The sequence below is a fragment of the Pseudooceanicola nanhaiensis DSM 18065 genome (assembly GCF_000688295.1).
Taxonomy (GTDB): domain Bacteria; phylum Pseudomonadota; class Alphaproteobacteria; order Rhodobacterales; family Rhodobacteraceae; genus Pseudooceanicola; species Pseudooceanicola nanhaiensis.
On sequence record NZ_JHZF01000015.1, the window covers coordinates 176,444 to 197,592 of the forward strand.

A 21,149-nucleotide genomic window follows, 5' to 3' on the forward strand; every position below is an offset into this window, starting at 1 on the left:
TCCACGATGCCCTGCCGCCCTCTCCGCCTGTCCTTCCTCTCTGTCGCCGCATGGGCCGTGGCCTGCGGCGCCAGCGTGGTGCGGGCAGACGGGTATTTCGCCCAGGCCGACATCTCGGTCGATACCTTCACCGGCGTCTTCAGCATGCAGCGCGGTCCGCTGACCTTCGGCACGGTCTATTCCGATTACGAGGGCGGGGAGGATCTGAACGTCACCGCCGCCTATGCCTTCCCGCTGGGCGATCCGGCGATGCCGGTGACGCTGCGCGTCGGGCCCGCGCTGCAATACGAAGGGCTCGAGGAGCTGAAGGTCGGGCTGCGCGTGGTGGCCGAGCATTACCGGCCCACGGATTTCGGGAGCCTCTTCCTGCTGGGCGAGGTCTCGAGCATCGACAAGGCGTATTTCGGCCTCGTGGCCTTCGGGCTGAGCGGACCCGACGTGGTGATCGAGCTTACGCACCAGGGCGACGACGACGATTACCGCGAAACCGCCGTGGCCGTCGCCAAGCCGGTTCCGGGCACGGATTTCTCGGTCCGGGCCGGCTACAAGTTCCGCGCGGAAGAGGTCTTTCTGGGCGTCTCCTGGAACACCTTCTGAGCCTGCGCCGTCAGGCCGCGCGGTCGTCGACGTTCCGCGCCTGACTCACCTCGGCGATGGTGAGCGGATCGTCGAGCCCGAGTTTGCCGAAGCGCAAAGACAGCGGCCGCAGGGATGCGCATGACTACCGGAGTTCCGCGCCCATGGTGCGGAGCAGGGCGCGGCCGACGTGCCGGTGTCAATGCAGAAAAGGACATGACGTCATGCTGAACAATATCGGATTGCCGGGTCTGGCGATCATCCTCGTCGTAGTGATCGTGCTGTTCGGGCGCGGCAAGATTTCCTCGATCATGGGCGAGGTGGGACAGGGATTGACCGCCTTCCGGCGAGGACTCAAGCAGGATCCGGAGACGGACGAGACCACCGCCGCCTGATCCGCGGCCGAGAGAAAGACAGAAAGAGAGCGCGGGGCCCATGGCCCCGCTTTTCGTTTCGCCGCGCCTGCAATTCGCCGGGAACGTTGCTCAATCGCAAACTCCGCATCGGGCCCCGCCTCTAAGCAAGGTCCGAAGATGTTCGGGCTGATGTGGGGCGAAGAAACGATGCGAAGCGCGATACGCCGGATTGCTTGGGCGCTGTCCGTCCTGCTGAGCTTTGCTGCTCAGGCCTGCGCGGCTCCCATGGTGGATCAATTCCTCGAGGCTGTAGAGCCTCAGGACCTTGTGCCCGGAGCCGAGGCCTTCGGCACGCCGCGCGAAGACGGGCTCGTGCCGGTCATCAAGGGCGGGGACAGGATCGGCTGGGTCTTCCTGACCTCTGATTTCGTGCCCACGACCGGGTATTCGGGCAAACCGATCCACATACTCGTTGGCCTCTCGCCGGAGGCGCATCTGACCGGCGCGAAGCTGATCAAGCATTCTGAGCCGATCGTTCTGGTCGGCATTCCCGAAAGCGAGATCCGGGCAGTCATCGACCATTATACCGGGTTCGATCTGCGCTCCGTGGCCGGCCCGCGGGATACCGGTGACCTGGAAATCGTCTCGGGGGCCACGGTCACGATCATGGTGATCGACGACTCGATCCTGCGGGCCGGGGTCAAGGCTGCCCGCGCATTGGGGCTGGAGGGTTTCGCTGCCCCTTCCGCATCCGGACCGGGAAAAGAGATCGCCCCCGATGCCGGTCAGGTCACCGACTGGGAAACGCTGGCCGGCAATGGTGCCATTCGCCGCCTCATGCTGGACGTCGGCACGATCAATGCGGATTTCGCCGCGCTCGGCGATCCGCGGACAGAGAAGAACGCGGAGGCATCAGCACCCGACCAGGCCTATCTCGATGTCCGGACGGCGCTCGTCAGCCATCCGGCCATCGGGCGGTCGCTGCTCGGCGAGGCGGGCTGGGACAATCTGGCCGCACGGTTGGAGCCGGGTGACCACGCCATCGCCGTCCTCGGCGCGGGGGAATGGTCCTTCAAGGGCTCGGGCTACGTGCGCGGCGGCATTTTCGACCGTTTCCAGCTGATCCAGGGCGAGATGTCCTATCGGTTTCGCGATCGCGGGCATCAGCGCATCGGACAGATCGCGGCCGAGGGCGCCCCGGATTTCGGAGAAATGGACCTGTTCATCATCCCCGAGCAGGCCGGCTTCGATCCGGCGAAGCCCTTCCGGCTGCAATTCCTCGTCAGCCGTGCGGTCGGTCCGATCGAGAAGGTCTTCCTGACCTATGATCTGGGATACGAGTTGCCGGCCCCTTATGTGCGCGAGGTTCCCTCTGAACCCGTTGCACAGGCGGAACCGGCCGCGGCTGACACGGACGCCCGCGACGCGCTCTGGCAACGGATCTGGGACACCAAGCGGCTCCAGGTGATCGTTCTTGCCGCCGCGCTGGCGCTTTTGTCGGGCATCTTCTTCTTCCAGGCTTTCGCCACACGGAACCCGCGGACCTTCGCGATCCTGCGCAACGCCTACCTCGTGTTCACGCTCGTCTTCGTCGGCTGGATCGCCAATGCGCAGCTGTCGGTCGTGAACATCCTTGCCGTGGTCAACGCGCTCTTCAGCGACTTCCAGTGGAACACCTTCCTGATGGACCCGCTGATCTTCATCCTCTGGTTCGCCGTGGCCGCAGCCCTGCTGTTCTGGGGAAGAGGCGCCTATTGCGGCTGGCTGTGCCCGTTCGGCGCGCTCCAGGAGTTGTCGAACAAGATCGCGCGCCGGTTCCGGGTGCCGCAGGTGACGCTGCCCTGGGGGCTGCACGAGCGACTCTGGGCGGTCAAATACATCATCTTTCTCGGACTTTTCGGCCTGTCTCTCTATTCGCTCGAACTGGCCGAGCGCTTCGCCGAGGTCGAGCCGTTCAAGACCGCGATCATCCTGAAGTTCGCGCGGCCTCTGCCCTACGTGCTGATCGCATTGGCCTTCCTGCTGCCGGGGCTTTTCATCGAGCGGTTCTATTGCCGCTATGTCTGCCCCCTCGGCGGCGGCCTCGCCATCCCCGCGCGGCTGCACATGTTCCGCTGGCTCAAACGCTACAAGGAATGCGGCAACCCGTGCCAGCTCTGCGCGACGGACTGCCCGGTCGATGCGATCCACCCGACAGGCGAGATCAACCCGAACGAGTGCATCTCCTGCCTGAATTGCCAGGTGCTCTACCAGGATCACGCGCGCTGTCCGGTCGTCATCAAGACGGACAAGCGGCGCGCCAAGGACGCGGCATCGGCGGCTGCGCTCGCCGCCCATGCCGAACGACCGAACCTCGGTCATCCCAACCAACTTTCCAGTGCCAAATGAAGGAGGAAAGACAATGAGCGAAGAAACCAAGGGTGTGTCCCGCAGAGGGCTGTTCAAGGGAACCGCCGGTGTCGCGGCGCTCGCGACCGTTGCCGGGACAAGTGGGCTGGGCCTGCTTGCCTCGACCCGCAGGGCAGCGGCCGCGACGGCCTCGACCGAGGTCGCACCGGGCGAGCTGGACAGCTACTACGGCTTCTGGTCCTCGGGCCAGTCGGGCGAGGTGCGCATCATCGGCGTGCCGTCCATGCGTGAACTGATGCGCATCCCGGTGTTCAACCGCTGCTCGGCCACCGGCTGGGGGTCCACCAACGAAAGCCTGAAGATCCTGACCGAGGGGCTGCTGCCCGAGACGAAGGAGTTCCTCGCCAAGCGGGGGCGCGTCACCTACGACAACGGCGACCTGCACCACCCGCACATGTCCTTCACCGAGGGCACCTATGACGGGCGCTTCCTGTTCGTCAACGACAAGGCCAACACCCGCGTCGCGCGCATCCGCTGCGACATCATGAAGACCGACAAGATCATCGAGATCCCGAACACGTCGGACATCCATGGTCTGCGGCCGCAGAAGTACCCGCGCACCGGCTACGTTTTCGCCAATGGTGAACACCGCGTCCCGCTGCCGAACGACGGCATCGTGCTGGACGAACCCGAGAAATACGTCTCGATCTTCACCGCCATCGACGGCGACACCATGGAGATCGCCTGGCAGGTGATCGTCAACGGCAACCTCGACAATTGCGATGCGGATTACGACGGTCTCTATGCCTTCTCGACCTGCTACAACTCCGAGAACGGGGTGACGCTGGCGGACATGACCGCGAACGAGCAGGACTGGGTCGTCATCTTCGACATCAAGGCGATCGAGGCGGGCATCACGGCCGGGGATTACACCGAATACAACGGCGTGAAGGTCCTCGACGGTCGGAAAGCCGGGAAATACACCCAGTATATCCCCGTCTCGAACAGCCCGCACGGCTGCAACATGGCCCCCGACAAGCGCCACCTGTGCATCAACGGCAAGCTGTCGCCCACGGTGACCGTGATCGACGTGACCAGGCTGCCCGAGGTCTTCGGCGGGGCGGAACCGCGCTCGGCCGTGGTGGCGGAGCCGCAACTGGGCCTCGGCCCGCTTCACACCGCCTATGACGGCAAGGGCAACGCGTTCACGACGCTCTTCCTCGACAGCCAGATGGTGAAGTGGAACATCGAGGACGCCATCAAGGCCTTCAACGGCGAAGACGTGGACCCGATCATCGAGAAGATCGACGTGCATTACCAGCCGGGCCACAACCACACCACGATGGGCGAGACGCTTGAGGCGGATGGGCAGTTCCTGATCTCGCTGAACAAGTTCTCGAAGGACCGTTTCCTGAACGTGGGTCCGCTGAAACCCGAGAACGACCAGGTGATCGACATCTCGGGCGAGAAGATGGCGCTTGTCCACGATGGCCCGACCTTCGCCGAGCCGCATGACTGCATCCTCGTGCGGGCCGACAAGGTGAACCCGGTGTCGATCTATGACCGTGGTGACAGCCTGTGGGAAGAGGCGCGGCTTCAGGCCGAGAAGGACGGCGTGGAACTGGAATACGGTGCCGATGTCATCCGTGACGGCAACAAGGTGCGGGTCTACATGCACTCGGTCGCGCCGGCGTTCAGCCTCGATCAGTTCGAGGTGACGCAGGGCGACGAGGTGACGGTCTACGTCACCAACATGGACGAGGTCGACGACCTGACCCATGGCTTCACCCTGGGCAATCACGGCATCGCCTTCGAGGTCGGTCCGCAGGCCACCGCATCGGTGACCTTCACCGCCGATCGTCCGGGCGTGCACTGGTATTACTGCCAGTGGTTCTGCCACGCGCTCCACATGGAGATGCGCGGCCGCATGCTCGTGAAACCGGTCGCGTAAGGGGAGGGGACCGGATCATGCGCTCTCTGGTTTTCGTGCTGGCCCTTTGCCTCGCTCCGCTTGCGTCCCTTGCGGAGACGGTCGAGGTGCGGCCGGGACCGGGGGCGCTGGTGCGGGCTCTCGCGACCGCCCGGCCCGGCGATACATTGGTGCTTGGGGAAGGCACCTTTGCCGGGCCGGTGAGGATCAAGACACCTGTCACGCTGACGGGACCTCTTGCCCGGATCGAAGGTCCGGGCGAGGGCTCCGTCATCACGGTCGACACCGGCGGCGTGACGATCACCGCACTCACCATTTCGGGCGCGGGTGCCCGCCTCAGCGATCTCGACAGCGGTATTCGCCTGACGAAGGCGGCCCGGGGCACGATCATCGACGGGGTGACGCTGGAGGGGAACCTGATCGGGGTCGACGTCCATGGGGCCCGTGACGTCACCATCCGGAACAGCCGGATCGAGGGGCGCAACGACCTGCGTGTCGCGGAACGCGGGCCGGGCATCTACGTCTGGAACGCACCGGGTCTGACGGTCGAGGACAACCAGATCTCGAAAGGCCGGGACGGCGTGTTCATCACGACGTCGAATGACGCGGTCTACCGGCGCAACCGCTTCAGCGATCTGCGGTTCGCGTTCCACTCCATGTACGCCAACCGGATCGAGGTCACGGACAATGTCAGCCGCGGCAACGACATGGGCTTTGCCTTCATGTATTCGACGCGGCTGATCGTGGAACGGAACCTGTCGGACGGCGACGCCGACCACGGCTTTTTCATGAACTTCGCCAACCGGGCCGAAATGCGTCGGAACGAGGTGCGCAACGGCGGCGAGAAATGCCTGTTCATCTACAATTCCAACCACAACCGGTTCGAGGGCAACCGCTTCGAAGGCTGCGGGATCGGTGTCCACTTTACCGCAGGCAGCCAGGGCAATGTGCTGGCCGGAAACGCCTTCATCGGCAACAGGACGCAGGTGAAATACGTCGGCACCACCTGGATGGAATGGTCGGCCGACGGCATCGGCAACCACTGGTCCGATCACGTCGCCTTTGACGTGAACGGCGATGGCATCGCCGACAGTCCCTATCGGCCCAATGACAGCATCGACCGGCTTGTCTGGTCGCAGCCGGCGGCACGGTTGCTGATGGGGGCGCCGGCCATGCAACTCATCCGCTGGTCGCAATCACGGTTTCCGGGGCTCCTGCCCGGAGGCGTGACCGACACCCATCCGCTGACGTCGCCGACCGGAACCGGACTGCCGCAAGGAGATCCCTCATGACCGAAACCCTCGCCATCAAAGCTCTCTGTCTGTCTTTCGGCGGGCAGAAGGTGCTCGACGATGTTTCGCTGTCCGTCCAGCCCGGCGAACGGTTGGCCCTGCTCGGCCATAACGGGGCTGGCAAGTCGACGTTGTTCAAGACGGTCCTCGGCTTCCTGCGACCCTGCTCCGGAACCGTTGCCGTTGCCGGGCACGCGCCGGGCTCCGACCTGGCCAGGGAGGCCGTGAACTACCTGCCCGAGGTCGTCTCGTTCCAGCGGAACCTGTCGGGCCGCGAGGTGCTGAGCTATTTCTCGGGCCTGCGGGGAACACCGAAAGCCGAGGTTTCGGACCTGCTGGCGCGTGTCGGCCTTCTGGAGGCCGCCGATCGGGCGGTCGGGGCCTATTCCAAGGGGATGCGGCAGCGTCTCGGACTGGCGCAGGCCCTGATCGGCACTCCCCGGCTTCTTCTGCTCGACGAACCGACCAGCGGTCTCGACCCGGTGTCGCGGCACGAGTTCTACGAGGTGATCGCCGATGCGGCGGCCCGGGGATCTGCCGTGCTGCTCTCGTCGCACGGGCTGGAGGAAGTGCAGGACAAGACGGACCGCATCGCGATCCTCGCCCGCGGACGGCTGACGGCAGAGGGCACACTGGCCGAGCTGGCCCACAAGGCGGGTTTGCCGACCACGATCCGCATATCGGCCAGGCCGGGGGCGGCAGACGCGCTGCATGGCGAATTCGGCGGGCGGCGGATCAACGGATGCAGGCTGGCCCTCGATTGCGCACAGGGCGCGAAGGTGGATCTGCTCGCGCGCCTCGGGCGGCATCAGGACAAGCTTCGCGACATTGACATCGCGCCTCCCGGTCTCACCGACATCTACCGGCATTTTTCCCGAACGGGCCCGACGGAGGACCAGACATGAGCACGCGCATCGGCACCGTTTTCGGACAGGAGTTGCGGCAGGCGCGCCGCAATCTCTGGGTCATTCTGGCGACCGCAGTGCTTGGTCTGTTCGCCCTGGCGCTGGCGCTCTTCGGGGCCGGGCAGGGAAGTGGCCTGAAGGTCGACGTGTTGACCCTGACGGCGGTCAGCCTCGCCACCCTCTCGGTCTACCTGATCCCGCTGATCGCCTTGCTCATGTCCTATGACTCGATTTCCGGTGAGGTCGAGCGGGGGTCCCTTGCCCTGACATTTGCCACACCGGTCCGTCGGTGGGAGGTCTTCGTCGGGAAGTTCCTGGCCCAGACCGTTGCAGTCTGCGTGGCCATCCTGATCGCCTTCGGCACGGTCGGATGTGTCATCGCCCTGCTTTCCGAGACCGGTCAGGACGGAATCTTCGCCTGGCTCCGCCTGATGCTTACCGCAGGCGGGCTCGGGGCGATCTTCGTGGGGATCGGGCTGATGGTGTCGGCGCTGACCTGTCGCACCGCGCGGGCTGCTGCGGCCGCTGTGGGGGTCTGGCTGCTGCTGGTCGTCCTTTATGACGTCGCGCTTCTGGGGGCCATCATGGCGGCGGGTGAAGGCATCTTCGCCACCCACGTCTTCCCATGGCTTGTCATCGCGAACCCCGCCGATGCGTTCCGCCTCTACAACCTCGCCATGATCGACGCCGCGCCCGTCGCGGGGATCGACGGTCTGGCCCAAACCCTTCCCTTCCCGCCGGTGGCCGCGCTGGCTGCCCTCGGGATTTGGCTGGTGGCAACCATCGCCATCGGCTCCGCCCGCACCAGGAGGATTGTCCCATGAAGAAAGTCGTGGTCGCCCTTGCCCTGTCTCTCGCCTTGACCGCCTGCAAGGAAGATGTGGCGAGCGTCGTTGTCCCCGTCGAGATGACGGACGATGCGCTCGGCCATTATTGCCAGATGTTCGTCGCGGATCATCCCGGCCCCAAGGCGCAGGTCCACCTGAAAGGTAAGGCCGAGCCGCTCTGGTTCAGCCAGGTGTCCGATGCCGTCGCCTACATGCATGACCCGGAGCGGGAGATGGAGATCACCGCGGTCTTCGTCTCCGACATGAGCCATGCGGAAAGCTGGAGCATGCCGGGCATCGCCAACTGGCAGGCCGCCGAAACCGCCTTTCTTGTCATCGAGAGCGATCAGCTCGGCGGAATGGGGGTGCCGGAAGCTCTCCCCTTCAGCCGCCGGGAGGACGCGACCGCCTTCGTGGCGGACCGGGGTGGACGCATCGTCCAATGGGGCGGTGTGCCGGAGAGTTATGTGCGTCCCGCGGAAATCGGCATGAGCGGGCATGCCGGCGACGGGGAGCTGATGCAATGACCCGGCTCTCGAGACGTCGTTTCATTGCGATGTCGGCGGCGACCATCGCGGCCGGCCGTGCATCCGCGGCGGGCAGGGAAACCGCCTACTGGCGGGGGCAAGCCCTTGGCGCGCGCGTCCAGATCGCCCTCTGCGGGATTTCGCAGGCCGAGGCGGCCCCCCTGTTCGATGGCCTTGAACTGGAGCTCCTGCGTATCGAGAGCCTGTTCTCGCTCTACCGGACGGACAGCGCCCTCGCTCGGCTGAACCGGGATCAGATACTGCGCAACCCCGATCCCGCCATGCTCCATCTCCTGTCCGAGGCCCGGGCGGTCTTCACGGCGACAGAGGGCGCCTTCGATCCGACGGTCCAGCCGCTGTTTGACCTGCATGCTCGTGCATTTGCCGAAGGTCGCCGTGCCGGGGCGGACGAAGTGCAGCAGGTGCGTCGCGGGGTCGGATTCGACCATGTCTCGCTGTCCCCGCAGGCCATCAGGTTTCACAGGGCTGGCATGGCTCTGACACTGAACGGGATTGCGCAGGGCTATGCCACGGATCGTCTTGCCACTCTTCTGAAGAGTGCCGGTCTTCGGGACATCCTGGTGAACGCAGGCGAAATCCGTGCCCTCGGGGACGGGCAGGGGCAGGGATGGACCGTATCGGTTCCCGGCGGCCGGGCCCTCACCCTGAAGGACCAGGCGATTGCCACGTCGGATGTTTCGGGCACCCTGGTCGATCCCGTCGCCGGTATCGGGCACATCTTTGATCCCCGAGGTGACGCGCCCCCCCCGTCCGGGCCGGTCTCGATCTGCCATGACAGTGCGGCGATAGCGGATGCCGCATCGACTGCCGCCGTTCTCATGTCGTCACCGGAACGCGACCTGCTTCGGCCGCTCGGGGCGAAAATTGTCGGTTCGGCCGGCATTCGGTCCTGAAGTTTGTCCTTGCGCAAGGTTCGGAATCGGAAGGGCCGGTAGCGTCTTCTCAAACAGCATTCCTACCTGAAAGGAGATTGAAGATGCTGACGAGAAGAGCCGCACTGATGGGCGCCGCAGGCATTGCCGCGCTGCCCGTTCTCGCCAGGGCCGCGAAGGCCGAAGAGATCATGGACACCTCGATGGCGGCCCCCGCCGACCTGTCGAGCCTGAAACGCATCAAGCGCAAGCTCGTGCGTCCTCCGATGGTCCACGACCATGAGCAGGAAGCCCCGGGAGAACCGCGCATCGTCGAATTCGAGATGCAGATCGTCGAGAAGGAGATCGAGGTCGACGATGGTGTCTATCTCCAGGCCATGACCTTCAACGGGTCGGTTCCCGGTCCCATGATGGTTGTTCACGAAGGCGACTATGTCGAGCTGACGCTCTACAACTCTCCCGAGAACATGTTGCAGCACAACATCGACTTCCACTCGGCGACCGGCGCGCTCGGGGGCGGGTCCCTGACGCTGGTGAACCCCGGTGAAAAGACCACGTTGCGGTTCAAGGCGACGCGGCCGGGGACGTTCGTCTATCACTGCGCCCCGGGGGGCCCCATGATCCCCTGGCACGTCGTCAGCGGCATGTCCGGCTGCATCATGGTCCTGCCGCGTGGCGGCCTGACCGACCACAAGGGCGACCCGGTCCGCTATGACCGCGTGTTCTATATCGGGGAGAACGACTTCTACATCCCGAAGGACGAAAACGGCGAGTACAAACGGTTCGAGGATGTTGGCGAAAGCTATCCCGACACGCTCGAGGTGATGAACGGCCTGGTCCCGAGCCACGTCGTCTTCAACGGCAAGGTCGGCTCGCTGACCGGCGACAACGCGCTGCATGCGGCCCAGGGCGAAAAGGTCCTGTTCGTGCACAGCCAGGCCAACCGGGACACCCGGCCTCACCTGATCGGTGGCCACGGTGATCTGGTCTGGGAACGCGGCAAGTTCAACAACGCGCCGGAGCGTGACCTCGAAACCTGGTTCATCGCGGGCGGATCCGCCGGCGCGGCGCTCTACGAGTTCCTTCAGCCGGGCGTCTATGCCTACGTGAACCACAACCTGATCGAGGCCGTGAACCTCGGCGCGACAGCGCACGTGGTGGTCGAAGGCGACTGGAACAACGACCTGATGGAGCAGGTTCAGGCGCCTGTCGAGTATGACGCCGCCTACGAAGGCAGGACCGCGCTGCCATAAGGCGCGGCTGTTCCAGGGCGAAAACCGACGGGGGCGGCCGGACAATCCGGGCGCCCTCTCCTGGTCATGAGGTCCCGATATGGACAGGATTGGAGTGACGATCGGGCTGGCGGGTCTGACGCTGGTTTGCGGCCTCGGGGGAGCGGCGTGGCTTGGCGATCTGGCGCGGGACAGGGAGGCGGCGCAGGCCTTGCGCGCGGCCGCCCTGGAAGGTGATATCGTGCGGGTGCCCGCGGGCGAGGCGGCCTATCGGCCGCTTGGCAACTTCAGCCGCGACGGAAAGGCCGTGACGCCCGGCGTGCAGAGGCTTCCGGTCGGCGCGTTCGACATGATGAAATACCAGGTCTCGCGCCGGGACTACATGGCCTGCGTCGCGGAAGGCGCCTGCGCAGACGTGGAGACGGGCACTGGCGGGCTGGCCCAGACAGACGTCAACTGGTTCGACGCGACGGCCTACGCCGCGTGGCTATCCGAACAGACCGGCCAGACATGGCGTCTTCCGACCGTGCAGGAATGGCACCGGGCTGCGGCCGAGCGTCAGGGTGATCCGGCCCCGGACGAAGGCGACCTCGACCCCGGAGAACGCATGCTGTCGCAATACCGGCGCGGCGTATTCCTGCGCGGCGAGTCCAGTCCGGCCCTGAGACCACGCGGCGGGTTTGGCGAAAACAGCCTCGGTCTGGCGGACATGGGCGGAAACGTCTGGGAATGGACGGATGGATGCATGGAGAACGGCGAGGTCGGAGAAGATGGCGAGATCACTGCCCGCGATCCCTATTGCGGGGTGCGCATTGCCGGCGGTCGTCATCAGGCGGCCATCATCGACTTCGTCCGGGACGCAAGCGTCGGTGGTTGTGCCGTCGGACTTCCACCGGATCACCTGGGGTTCCGCCTTGTGCGGGAGGGTCTTTGAGGGCCCGGGGGCGGGCAGGCCGCGGCGATCGGAGGGAAGCGCCTCGAGCCCGGTCGTGATGACCTCCACTGACGGCCCTGAGATGCCGTTCACCCGTCTCGCCAGGGCTGCGGTACAGCGTCCCAAAGGCGGTCGTTGCCACGCTTGCGCGGGATTGGTCATCTCTCAGAGGTCCGCTATGCGGACAAAACCGCCGTTCTTCTGTATGAAGGTCTCGAACACGGAGGAGCGACAGCATGCAACTTGGGGTCATCGGGTGTGGAACGATTGCAAGCGCTGTGGTCCGGGGGATCGCGGAGGACGGGCACAGCATTACCGTCTCCAGACGTGGTTCCACCCACGCCAACGCACTCGCCGAGGCTTATGAGAACGTCAGGATAGCCGACAATCAGGCCGTCGTTGACGCCAGTGACGTGATTTTCCTCGGTCTCATGGCAGAGCTGGCCCCGGATGTGCTGGGCGCGCTTCGATTTCGGGAGAACCAGAGGCTTGTCAGCTTCATGGCGGGTGCCACCATCGAAGAGGCGGACGCCATGGTGCGTCCAGCGCGTGTGGTCGCGTTGATGATGCCGTTCCCGGGAATTTCGACCGGCGGGACACCCCTTCTGGTTCAGGGTGACACGGAGCTCGTCGGTCAGCTGTTCGGAGCCCGCAACAGCATCTTTCCCCTGAGGGACGGCGCCGAGATGGCGGCATATCTGTGCGCGCAGGCCGTTCTTTCGCCGGTCGCGCGACTGATCAACGACACGGCGGAATGGCTCGGCGAGCGCGTGTCGAACCAGGAGCAGGGGGAAGCCTTTCTTCGGGAACTCGTAGCCTCCAACCTGTCCGAAACCGGGAGCGCCGCACTCATCGAGGCCCTGAATACGCCCGGAGGATTCAATCAGCGTTTACGCCTGCATATGGAAGCGAGCGGTATGCCCGAAGCGCTTCGGGATGGCCTGAACCTTCTGGAGTAGCCGCGAAGCCCGTGGGAAGAACGGCCACCTCGAACTCTTTCCCGGCCTCGGCCGCGGCGCCGTGATAGGATGGCGCGCAATGAGCCTGGAAGAAGGGGCGCGCCCGCGCCATCGCCAGCAAGCTCCGCGGCGGTGATCTGGCAAAGCTCGGGATCGCGGATGTCCTTGCCGCAGGCCGGGCCAAAGAGCGCGCTTCCTACCTTCGAGAGAGAGGGCCAGAGCATGACCTATTTCCAGAGTTTGTCCGCAGCCGGGTTTGCGGCCACCGCAATCAGCTTCGGCCCCGCTCGCATGGGGTTCGGGCTGTTCGTGCCAGAGTTCAAATCGGTGTTTTCAATGTCTCAGTCGATGGTGGGCCTCGTCTCGAGCATCGGCTTTGCGGGCTTCTTCGTCGGTCTGTTGATCGCACAGTTTTTCCTGAACCGGAGGGGGCCGGAATTCCCGGTCCTGAGCGGGCTGGCCGCGGCGACCACGGGGCTGGCCATCGTGGCGCTTGCGCCAAATGTGCCGGTGCTCGCCACGGGTGTCTTTGTCGCGGCGTCGAGCGCCGGACTGGCGTGGACGCCCTTCAACGACGCCGTACATCGAAAGGTGAGAGAGGTGGACCGCGCGACCGCATTATCGGAAATCAGCACCGGGACCAGCCTGGGGATCGCCGCGGCGGGAGCGGTGGCGGCGGCCATGGTTCTGATCGGGTTCAACTGGCGTGTCTGCTGGGCAATCTTCGCCGCGGCGAGCGCGCTGGCGCTTGTCGGCAACTGGGCCGCGCTGCGCCAGGTCGAGAAGGCCCGGAGAGATGGGCCAGCCCCCTCCTGGCGTGCGCTTATGCGGCGGGAAGCGGCGCCGCTTTTTGCCATCGCCTTTCTCTTCGGTATCACCTCCGCAATCTATATTTCCTTCGCCGCCGATCACTTCGCACAGGAAGGTGTGCCCGGCCTGCCGAAGGGCGCAGCTCCGGCGCTCGTCTTTATCGCATATGGCGTGTTCGGGCTGGCCGGACTGCTGACCGGACGGGTGCGAAACATGACGGGCCTCACCTGGCTGTTGCGCGGGCTTCTGGCTGTCGCCGCCGGATCGCTGGCATTGGCCGCACTGCTTGCCGGGAGCTGGACCGGGCTCGTCACCTCGGCGGGTCTGCAAGGCATCAACGTCATGATGACGAGCGCGGTTCTGGCCTTCTGGTCCGAACGGCTTTTCCCTTCACTGGCGTCGACGAGCTTTACAGTGACGGTTCTGTTCATGGCCGCCGGCAGCGTGCTTGGCCCGGGCTTGGCCGGACTGGTGTCCGACGGGTTCGGCCCGGACGCGATGCTGTATGGGGCTGCTCTCCTCCCGGCGATCGCCGCTGCGGTGCTTCGCGACAGATCGGTTTCGGAGCGGCCCGTGGCGTAGGCTATTGGCAATAGACAATACTTCGGTTGAAGAGTGGCGGTCGGCCGGCGCGTCTTCAAGATATGCGGCAATTCTCATGCGTGCCGGAATAAATTGCCGGAAAACAGGAAAAGCTCTTCACGTCGCTCGGCGTCGTATCGCTCAACTTTGCAGGGGCTGGAACACTTGCGGACCGGCGGGGTTCCTCTCCTGCCAGCCCACCGAGGTTTTGTTGAAACTTTAGGAGAGCGTAATGTTCCACCATTCCAGCAAACTGCAATACAATGTCCGGGTCGATAAGCCCGATCCTCAATTCGCCAAATTCCTCCAGCAGGCAATTGGCGGGGTCGAAGGCGAAATTCGGGTCGCCATGCAGTATTTCTTTCAGGCGATGGGTGCGCGGGGCGATGACAAGTATCGCGACATGCTCATGATGACGGCAACGGAGGAGCTGTCGCATATTGAATTCCTCGGTCACGCCGTTGCGCTGAATCTGGAAGGTGCGCCTCTGACCGTACAGGAGGAAGCCGCGAAGGACCCTGTCGTCAATGCCATCATGGGCGGCGCCAATCCTCGGCATATCCTTTCCTCCGGCCTGTCGGCGATGCCGGTGAATTCGAACGGTGTGCCGTTCGACATGAGCCATGTCTATGCCACGGGCAATCTTGCCGCGGATATGATGGCGAACGTGACTGCGGAGAGCGGGGGGCGTGTCCTGGCATCCCGCCTGTACAACATGACCGACGACACGGGGATGAAGGACATGCTGTCGTTCCTGATCGCCCGTGACACGATGCACCAGCAGCAATGGCTCGCCGTCATTGAAGAGCTTGGCGGCTGGGAAGCAGCCATGCCGATCCCGAACAGCACGCCGCAGGAGCATGAAGCCACGGAGCATTCCTACTACTTCCTCAATACCTCGCTGGATGAACCCACACCCGAAGGGCGCTGGACCTCGGGGCCGTCGCTGGACGGCCGTAGCGAGTTCTCGAAGCGCGACAAGCCTGATCCGCTGGGTCAAAAGCCCAGCCTGGGCAAGGCTCGGCCGCATTCCGGCACGCAAACCGAACAGCAGAAGTAACTGATAAAGGAGACATATCATGCCAACCACCGTCGGAACCGAAAGCACCGCCGCCGATCTCGTCAAGAACCTCCTCACTCTGGAGCATGACGCCATCGCGGCCTATGACAGCACCATCGAACGGCTCGAAAGCGCGGAATATCGCCAGCAGATCGAAACCTTCCGGCGCGACCATGAGGCCCATGTTCAGGACCTTGGCCGTATTGCCGACAGCATGGGTATCGAGAAGCCCATGGAAGGCGACATGAAACAATGGCTCACCACCGGGAAAGTCGCTCTGGCGGACCTCGCAGGCGACAATGCCATTCTGAAAGCCATGAAGACAAACGAGGACGATACCGTCGCCGCATATCAACAGGCGCTCGAAAACGAAATCACGGGTGCGGAGTTGCGGCCCCTCATGGAAAAAGGGCTTGCCGATGAACGGCGCCACCGCGCCTGGATGGAATCGGCCCAAGGCTGAACCGGAGTATGAAGGGCGGCGCAGCCAATGCGCTGCCCTTTGAGACCGGGGGGGGCACGATCGTGAGCCCGGTGGCTGGCTTGAATAAATTGGATGTCGGAATGTGCGCGTCACGGACCGGATCACATTCGAGCTGACATCATCAGACTGAAATCTCGGGTCGATGCGCTGATGAAGCTGCGTCCGGCGCAATGCGCAGCGAATGACAGCTTCCCGCCCAATATGCATATTTTCCTCCTTCCGATGATCTCTCGGGCACATTCGATAGGAATTGCCCCTTCATGACGCATGGGAAAACCGCTCGTTGTCTGACAGGTGGGTGTCGAGGGCACTGGCGATGATGCGCGTCAGGGGGCGACCCTGCGGTTCGACGGCGAGGTGGTCCTCGGTGAGGGTCACGAGGTCGCCGTAGCGTTCGGCGATCATGGCAAGCGTCGGGGCGAGGGTCGCGGTCTGGGCACCGAAATCGCGGCGTAGCGCATCCCGATCCAGGCGGAAATCGCACATCAGCATCTCGATGGCGCGGGCCCGGAGCAGGTCATCCACGCTCATGACATGGCCACGGGCGCCGGCCAGTGTCCCGGTCTCGATACGTTGGATATAAGCGGCGGTGGCCGGCGCGTTCTGGACATAGCCCGAGGGCAGGCGCGAAATCGACGAGGCCCCGAGGCCGATCAGCGTCGGGCAGGTGTCGTCCGTATAGCCCTGGAAGTTGCGCCGCAGGTGGCCGGAGCGGGCTGCCTGCGCGAGGCTGTCGCCGGGCCGGGCGAAGTGGTCGATCCCGATCGCGTCGAAGCCCGCATCCCCGAACCGCTGCGCCGCCAGTCTTGCGAGTTCATATCGCTCGACCTCCTTGGGGAGGGCGTCACCGTCGATCAGTTGCTGGCGTTTCGACACCCACGGGACGTGGGCATATCCGAAAATGGCCAGCCGATCCGGCGCCAGCTCGAGCACCTTGGAGACCGTGTCGTCCAGCCGGGTGAGGTCCTGATGCGGCAGGCCGTAGACGAGGTCCGCGTTCAGCGAATGGATGCCTGCGGCACGCAGGTCGTCGACACAGGCCTTCGTGACGTCGAAAGGCTGAATGCGGCCGATGGCCTCCTGCACCTTGGGATCGAAGTCCTGGATGCCGATGCTGGCGCGGTTCATGCCCTCTTGGGCGAGGGCCTCGATCTTTTGGAAATCCACCATGGTGGGATCGATCTCGACCGAGAACTCGTGGTCCTCCGTCGGGGGGATGACCGCCCGGACGGCTCGGGCCAGGCGGTGGATGAGGTGCGGCGGCAGGATCGTCGGCGTGCCGCCGCCCCAGTGCATCCGGCCCATTCTCATGCCCGCGGTCAGGGTGCCCTTCAAGAGCGCGAGTTCCTGTTCCAGCGTGCCGATGTAGCTTTCGACCGGTGACAAGGTCTTCGTGCCCTGCGTCCGGCAGGCGCAGAACCAGCACAACCGCTCGCAGAAGGGTATGTGGAGGTAGACCGAGACGGGTTCGTCCGGGTCCAGCGCGGCGAGCGCTTCGGCCTGGTGAGCGGCACCCACGTCCGGCGAGAAGATCGGGGCGGTGGGATATGAGGTGTAGCGGGGCACCCGGGCGTCGAAGAGGCCGAGCGATCTGAGGCGGTCGATCTGTTTCATGTGCATGGTATGTGCCTTTTCCCGGTCGTGAACCTTGCGCAGGATCAAGCTCAGATCGGAAAGGGCGTGACGCCGATCAACGGGCCGTGCAGGTGAAGGGCGGCGACCCAGATCAGCAGGCCGATGATGGTCCGGATTGCCAGCGGGCGCGCGTTGTCGCGGAGCCAGACCCGATCCGTCAGAGGCTGCAGCGAGAGGGTCGCGGTGGCCTTGAAGAACGCCGTGGCTTGCGGGCCGAGCGACCGGCGGGCCCTTGCGTCGAAAGCGGGGATGGCGGCGAGGGCCATGGCGCTGAAGCAGCCGAACAGGATCACATGGGCGAGGTCACCGTTCGGCACCAGATGCGCCCCGGCCCAGAGCGCCAGCGCAAGGAACAGCGGATGCCGGGTGATGGCGGCGAACCCGGGATGGTCCGGATCGACGATTGCGTCGCGCTTGCCGCCAAGCGTGAAGGGATTGCGCAGACCGAAGCCGCAGGCGATCAGCACGGTGGCCATGGGCATCGCGATATTGGGCACCCATCTCGTCCAGGGCGCCTGAGGCCAGAGTTCGACATGGGGCGCCCGGCCTGCCGCGACGATGACCCAGGCAAGCAGGGCGAGGGACAAGAGCCCGTAGGCCGAGAAATACGCCCGCCGCCCGACCGCGCCGATCAGCCTGTCGCGCAGGCCGCCGAAGCGCGGCAGGACGTGGCTGGCGACGAAGATCGCCAGCGCGAGCATGTATTCCGTCCATCCGGTCATCAGCCTTCGGCCTTCTCCATCAGTCGCATGATGTGACAGGCAAAGGCGTAGGTTGCGGGCAGGCCGATGACCAGCCCCCCGGCGGCGGATTGCCAGGGCGTCAGAACGGGCCAGCCCATCCACGACCCGATGAGCGAGGCGAAGAAGAGGTTCACTCCCATGGCCCCGGCGCCGAAGGGGTAGAGCGCCGCGAAGAGTTTCGGTGATGGTCTCATCGGCGGCTCACCAGCATCTGCACGGCGACGAGCGACAGGATCAGCGCGACCGAGCCGACGAAGAACCAGAATTCAGCGGCTTCCGTCTGCGGCTGCGGGATCGGTCTGTCGAACGCCTCGGCCAGGGCGGTCGTGGGCAGGGTCAGGGCAAGATACGGGGTGATGGTGAGGATGCGCTTCATCTCAGCTCTCCATGGTCAGGGTTTGATAGATCTCGGGCAACGCCCGGGGCAGGCGTTCGGGATGCGGCAGCAGGGTGAAGCCGGCGCGGCCGAAGATGCGGGCGAACCAGTCCTGCCCGTCCTGATCGACGATGACGCCATGCACCGCCTGGCCAAGCGCGCGGGCCTCGCGGACGGCCATGCGGCTGTCCTCGATCCCGTGCTGGCCCTCGTAGTGGTCGAGGTCGTTGGGCTTGCCGTCGGTCAGGACAAGCAGCAGGCGGCGGCTGGCTCCTTCTTCGGCCAGTTGCGCCGAGACATGGCGGATCGCCGCGCCGAGGCGCGTGTAGTGGCCCGGGGTCAAACCACCGATCCGGGCGGTGACCTCGTGGGACATGGGTTCCTCGAAGGTCTTGGCACGATGCAGGAAGACACGGTCGCGGCGGAGCGAGGAAAAGCCCCAGATGCCAAGCCGGTCGCCGGCGGTGTCGATCCCTTCGGCCAGCGAGGTCAGCGCCTCGCGCGCAACCTCGATCACCGAGGTGTCGCCGATCGCGGCCTCGGTCGAGCGGGAGCAGTCCATCAGGATCGCCACCGACAGATCACGCGCCACGGGGCGGCCCGCCTGCCAGACCCGGTCCGACCCTTCCTGCCCGCAGGCGATGTCCGTGCGGGAGGTGACCAGGGCGTCGAGGTCCAGGTCCTCCCCGTCGATCTGACGAGGCAGGACAACGCGGCGCGGATGCAGCGGCGCGAACTGGCGTTTGACCCGGGCGACGAGGCGGGGGTCCGGGGCGTATTCGGCGCACGGTTTCGCGGCGGCTTCCAGCACGCGGGTATGGCCGGGCATGTAGTCGCCGGTGCGGCGGTTCCATTCCGGGTAGGTGAACTTGCCCGCCAGCATCTCGTGATCGGCGTCCTGCGGCGACAGGTCCAGCGACAGGCGCAGCCGGGTCGCGGCGCGCTTCATGTTCTCCGAGAATGTCAGGTGGTCCTGATCCTCGGCCGCCTTGGCGGCGTTGTCCTGATCGTCGTCATCGACCATGCGGTTGATGTTCAGGCTTTCGGCCCAGGACATGATCGTCTCGAACCGATGGATGATGAAACCGTCGTTGCGGTTGGCCTGGTCGCGGTCTTCGCGTCTCGCCTCCTTCCGGCTGGGCACGGCGAAGGCGGGGGCCTGGTCGGGCTCTTCCGCCGTATCCGACGCGCCCTTGCCGGTGGTGCGCGGCAGGAACCGCAGCCAGATCGGCACCGGGGCATAGCTGCGGTAGCCGCGCGGGGCGGGGGCGTCGATCACGGCGATCCCGCCGCGCTGGCAGCCGATCTGGTCCAGGATCATCCGTTCGACGGATGCCTCGTGTCGGGGCAGGGCGCTGCGTTTGCGCAGGGCGCAGGCTTCCCGACACAGGGCGTGATAGGCGTCCTGCAGGCCGGGGCAGGCGCGGAACGCCCGGTCCATCGCAGCCCCATTCGCCGCGATCTGGGCGAGGTCGTTCCGGTAAGGGTCGTCGAGCCCCGGGGGCACCGTGGCAAAGGCCGCGATGGAGGCGAGCCAGAGATAGGCGGCGCGGTTGAGGTCCCGCGTCGGGAAGCAGTCCATCTCCGGCGGCAGCCGCAGCCGCTCACCGTCGAAATCTGCCAGATGCACCATCTCTCGCGGAGTGCCGACCCGGCGGAAGAGGCCGGGCCGGTGGTCGGAGGAGGCGAGGGGCGCTGCCACGATCTCGACCCCCGCCGGGCCGCCGAGAGCCCGGAAGAGGGCTGCAAGGCTGGGGCGCATGGCGTCGAAGGTGACGGCGCGGTCCGCATCCGATGCGGCCTTGCGCGTGGCCATGTCGTGCCAGAGGTTGCCGACGGTCTCCTCCGGCTCCATGAGGTCGAGAACGTGGATCATGGCATCACCCGAACACGGCGCTGGCGATATCGCGCAGGGCCTGTTGCACATCCGGCTCATCGCTGAGCGGTTCGATGATGGCCGCCTGAAGCGCCCGGTCGACGGGCATCCCCTTCGCGATCATCGTGGCGGCGTAGATCAGCAGGCGGGTGGAGACCCCTTCCTCCAGGTCCATCCCCGAGAGGTTGCGGATGCCGCCCGCCAGCCGGACCAGCGCCTTCGTCCGGCCCTCGTCCAGCCCGCTTTCGCGCATGACCACGGGCACCTCGACCTCCGGTGTCGGGAAGTCGAACCCGACCGAGACGAAGCGCTGCCGGGTCGAGGGCTTCAGCTTCTTCAGGATGTTCTGGTAGCCGGGGTTGTAGCTGGCCACGAGCATGAAGCTCTCTGGCGCCACCAGTTCCTCGCCCGTCTTGTCGATGACCAGTCGGCGGCGGTCATCGGTCAGCGGGTGCAGGACGACGGTGACATCCTTGCGGGCCTCGACCACCTCGTCGAGGTAGCAGATGCCGCCCTCGCGCACGGCGCGGGTGAGCGGCCCGTCGACCCAGACGGTTTCGCCCCCCTTCAGCAGGTAGCGTCCGATCAGGTCGGCGGCCGAGAGGTCGTCATGGCAGGCCACGGTGTGCAGCGGCAGGTCCAGACGCGCGGCCATGTGTTCGACGAAGCGCGTCTTGCCGCAGCCGGTCGGCCCCTTCAGAAGAAGGGGCAGAGCGTTGGCATGGGCCGTTTCGAAGACCGCGCATTCGTCGGCGACGGGCTGGTAGAACGGCAGATCGGCTGTGTTGAGGTCTTTCATCGGA

21 protein-coding genes are annotated in these 21,149 nt (G+C 65.3%); 15 read left to right on the top strand and 6 right to left on the bottom strand.

Features of this window, described 5'->3' with window-relative positions; translation table 11 throughout:
* Window positions 1–6 precede the first annotated feature (6 nt).
* The 15 genes from Q344_RS0119110 to Q344_RS0119185 all read left to right on the top strand — a co-directional run bounded on the left by Q344_RS0119110 (window position 7) and on the right by Q344_RS0119185 (window position 15,695).
* Window positions 7–597, top strand: coding sequence for a hypothetical protein (locus tag Q344_RS0119110; protein WP_028288186.1), 591 nt, complete (start codon window positions 7–9; stop codon window positions 595–597).
* A 203-nt stretch (window positions 598–800) separates the two neighbouring features.
* The gene (locus Q344_RS0119120; protein ID WP_028288187.1) at window positions 801–971 is read left to right on the top strand and encodes a twin-arginine translocase TatA/TatE family subunit; all 171 of its coding nucleotides are present in this window, start codon (window positions 801–803) and stop codon (window positions 969–971) included.
* A gap of 168 nt (window positions 972–1,139) precedes the next feature.
* On the top strand, window positions 1,140–3,320 hold the full coding sequence (locus tag Q344_RS0119125; RefSeq protein ID WP_028288188.1) for a 4Fe-4S binding protein: 2,181 nt from the start codon (window positions 1,140–1,142) through the stop codon (window positions 3,318–3,320).
* A gap of 13 nt (window positions 3,321–3,333) precedes the next feature.
* On the top strand, window positions 3,334–5,232 hold the full coding sequence (nosZ, locus tag Q344_RS0119130) for a TAT-dependent nitrous-oxide reductase (RefSeq protein WP_028288189.1): 1,899 nt from the start codon (window positions 3,334–3,336) through the stop codon (window positions 5,230–5,232).
* A gap of 17 nt (window positions 5,233–5,249) precedes the next feature.
* Window positions 5,250–6,503 carry a nitrous oxide reductase family maturation protein NosD gene (locus tag Q344_RS0119135; protein WP_051630862.1) on the top strand — a complete coding sequence of 418 codons (1,254 nt, stop codon included), beginning with the start codon at window positions 5,250–5,252 and terminating at the stop codon, window positions 6,501–6,503.
* Window positions 6,500–7,408 carry an ABC transporter ATP-binding protein gene (locus Q344_RS0119140; protein ID WP_051630864.1) on the top strand — a complete coding sequence of 303 codons (909 nt, stop codon included), beginning with the start codon at window positions 6,500–6,502 and terminating at the stop codon, window positions 7,406–7,408. The genes Q344_RS0119135 and Q344_RS0119140 overlap by 4 nt, the downstream gene beginning before the upstream one ends.
* Window positions 7,405–8,232 (top strand): ABC transporter permease subunit, encoded by an 828-nt coding sequence (locus Q344_RS0119145; RefSeq protein WP_028288192.1) that lies wholly within the window; start codon window positions 7,405–7,407, stop codon window positions 8,230–8,232. Before Q344_RS0119140 ends, Q344_RS0119145 begins: the two co-directional genes overlap by 4 nt.
* Window positions 8,229–8,762, top strand: a complete 534-nt coding sequence (locus tag Q344_RS0119150; protein ID WP_028288193.1) for a nitrous oxide reductase accessory protein NosL — start codon at window positions 8,229–8,231, stop codon at window positions 8,760–8,762. The genes Q344_RS0119145 and Q344_RS0119150 overlap by 4 nt, the downstream gene beginning before the upstream one ends.
* A complete protein-coding gene (locus Q344_RS24490) occupies window positions 8,759–9,676 on the top strand; it encodes an FAD:protein FMN transferase (RefSeq protein WP_036539992.1) in 918 nt (305 codons plus the stop codon). Before Q344_RS0119150 ends, Q344_RS24490 begins: the two co-directional genes overlap by 4 nt.
* Window positions 9,677–9,759: 83 nt before the next feature.
* Complete coding sequence (gene nirK, locus Q344_RS0119160; protein WP_028288194.1) at window positions 9,760–10,908, top strand: copper-containing nitrite reductase; 1,149 nt, start codon at window positions 9,760–9,762, stop codon at window positions 10,906–10,908.
* 94 nt (window positions 10,909–11,002) lie between these two features.
* Window positions 11,003–11,821: a formylglycine-generating enzyme family protein gene (locus Q344_RS0119165; protein WP_229669159.1), complete on the top strand. Its 819-nt coding sequence runs from the start codon at window positions 11,003–11,005 to the stop codon at window positions 11,819–11,821.
* Between the two features lie 236 nt (window positions 11,822–12,057).
* Window positions 12,058–12,780 (top strand): NAD(P)-binding domain-containing protein, encoded by a 723-nt coding sequence (locus tag Q344_RS0119170; protein WP_028288196.1) that lies wholly within the window; start codon window positions 12,058–12,060, stop codon window positions 12,778–12,780.
* Between the two features lie 222 nt (window positions 12,781–13,002).
* On the top strand, window positions 13,003–14,172 hold the full coding sequence (locus Q344_RS24495; protein WP_084178499.1) for an MFS transporter: 1,170 nt from the start codon (window positions 13,003–13,005) through the stop codon (window positions 14,170–14,172).
* 232 nt (window positions 14,173–14,404) lie between these two features.
* Window positions 14,405–15,232: a manganese catalase family protein gene (locus Q344_RS0119180; RefSeq protein WP_028288197.1), complete on the top strand. Its 828-nt coding sequence runs from the start codon at window positions 14,405–14,407 to the stop codon at window positions 15,230–15,232.
* Window positions 15,233–15,251: 19 nt separating this feature from the next.
* Window positions 15,252–15,695 carry a ferritin-like domain-containing protein gene (locus Q344_RS0119185; protein ID WP_028288198.1) on the top strand — a complete coding sequence of 148 codons (444 nt, stop codon included), beginning with the start codon at window positions 15,252–15,254 and terminating at the stop codon, window positions 15,693–15,695.
* Between the two features lie 279 nt (window positions 15,696–15,974).
* Here Q344_RS0119185 and hemN read toward each other — a convergent pair whose 3' ends face one another.
* From hemN to Q344_RS0119215, 6 genes are read right to left on the bottom strand one after another with little or no spacing between them, the layout of a single operon-like run.
* Window positions 15,975–17,330: an oxygen-independent coproporphyrinogen III oxidase gene (gene hemN, locus Q344_RS0119190; protein WP_028288199.1), complete on the bottom strand. Its 1,356-nt coding sequence runs from the start codon at window positions 17,328–17,330 to the stop codon at window positions 15,975–15,977.
* A 50-nt stretch (window positions 17,331–17,380) separates the two neighbouring features.
* Window positions 17,381–18,073 (bottom strand): NnrU family protein, encoded by a 693-nt coding sequence (locus Q344_RS0119195; protein WP_028288200.1) that lies wholly within the window; start codon window positions 18,071–18,073, stop codon window positions 17,381–17,383.
* Complete coding sequence (locus tag Q344_RS0119200; protein ID WP_028288201.1) at window positions 18,073–18,288, bottom strand: hypothetical protein; 216 nt, start codon at window positions 18,286–18,288, stop codon at window positions 18,073–18,075. Before Q344_RS0119200 ends, Q344_RS0119195 begins: the two co-directional genes overlap by 1 nt.
* Window positions 18,285–18,470 carry a hypothetical protein gene (locus tag Q344_RS0119205; RefSeq protein WP_028288202.1) on the bottom strand — a complete coding sequence of 62 codons (186 nt, stop codon included), beginning with the start codon at window positions 18,468–18,470 and terminating at the stop codon, window positions 18,285–18,287. Before Q344_RS0119205 ends, Q344_RS0119200 begins: the two co-directional genes overlap by 4 nt.
* 1 nt (window position 18,471) lies before the next feature.
* On the bottom strand, window positions 18,472–20,346 hold the full coding sequence (locus Q344_RS0119210; protein ID WP_028288203.1) for a nitric oxide reductase activation protein NorD: 1,875 nt from the start codon (window positions 20,344–20,346) through the stop codon (window positions 18,472–18,474).
* A 4-nt stretch (window positions 20,347–20,350) separates the two neighbouring features.
* A complete protein-coding gene (locus Q344_RS0119215; RefSeq protein ID WP_028288204.1) occupies window positions 20,351–21,145 on the bottom strand; it encodes a CbbQ/NirQ/NorQ/GpvN family protein in 795 nt (264 codons plus the stop codon).
* Window positions 21,146–21,149 lie beyond the last annotated feature (4 nt).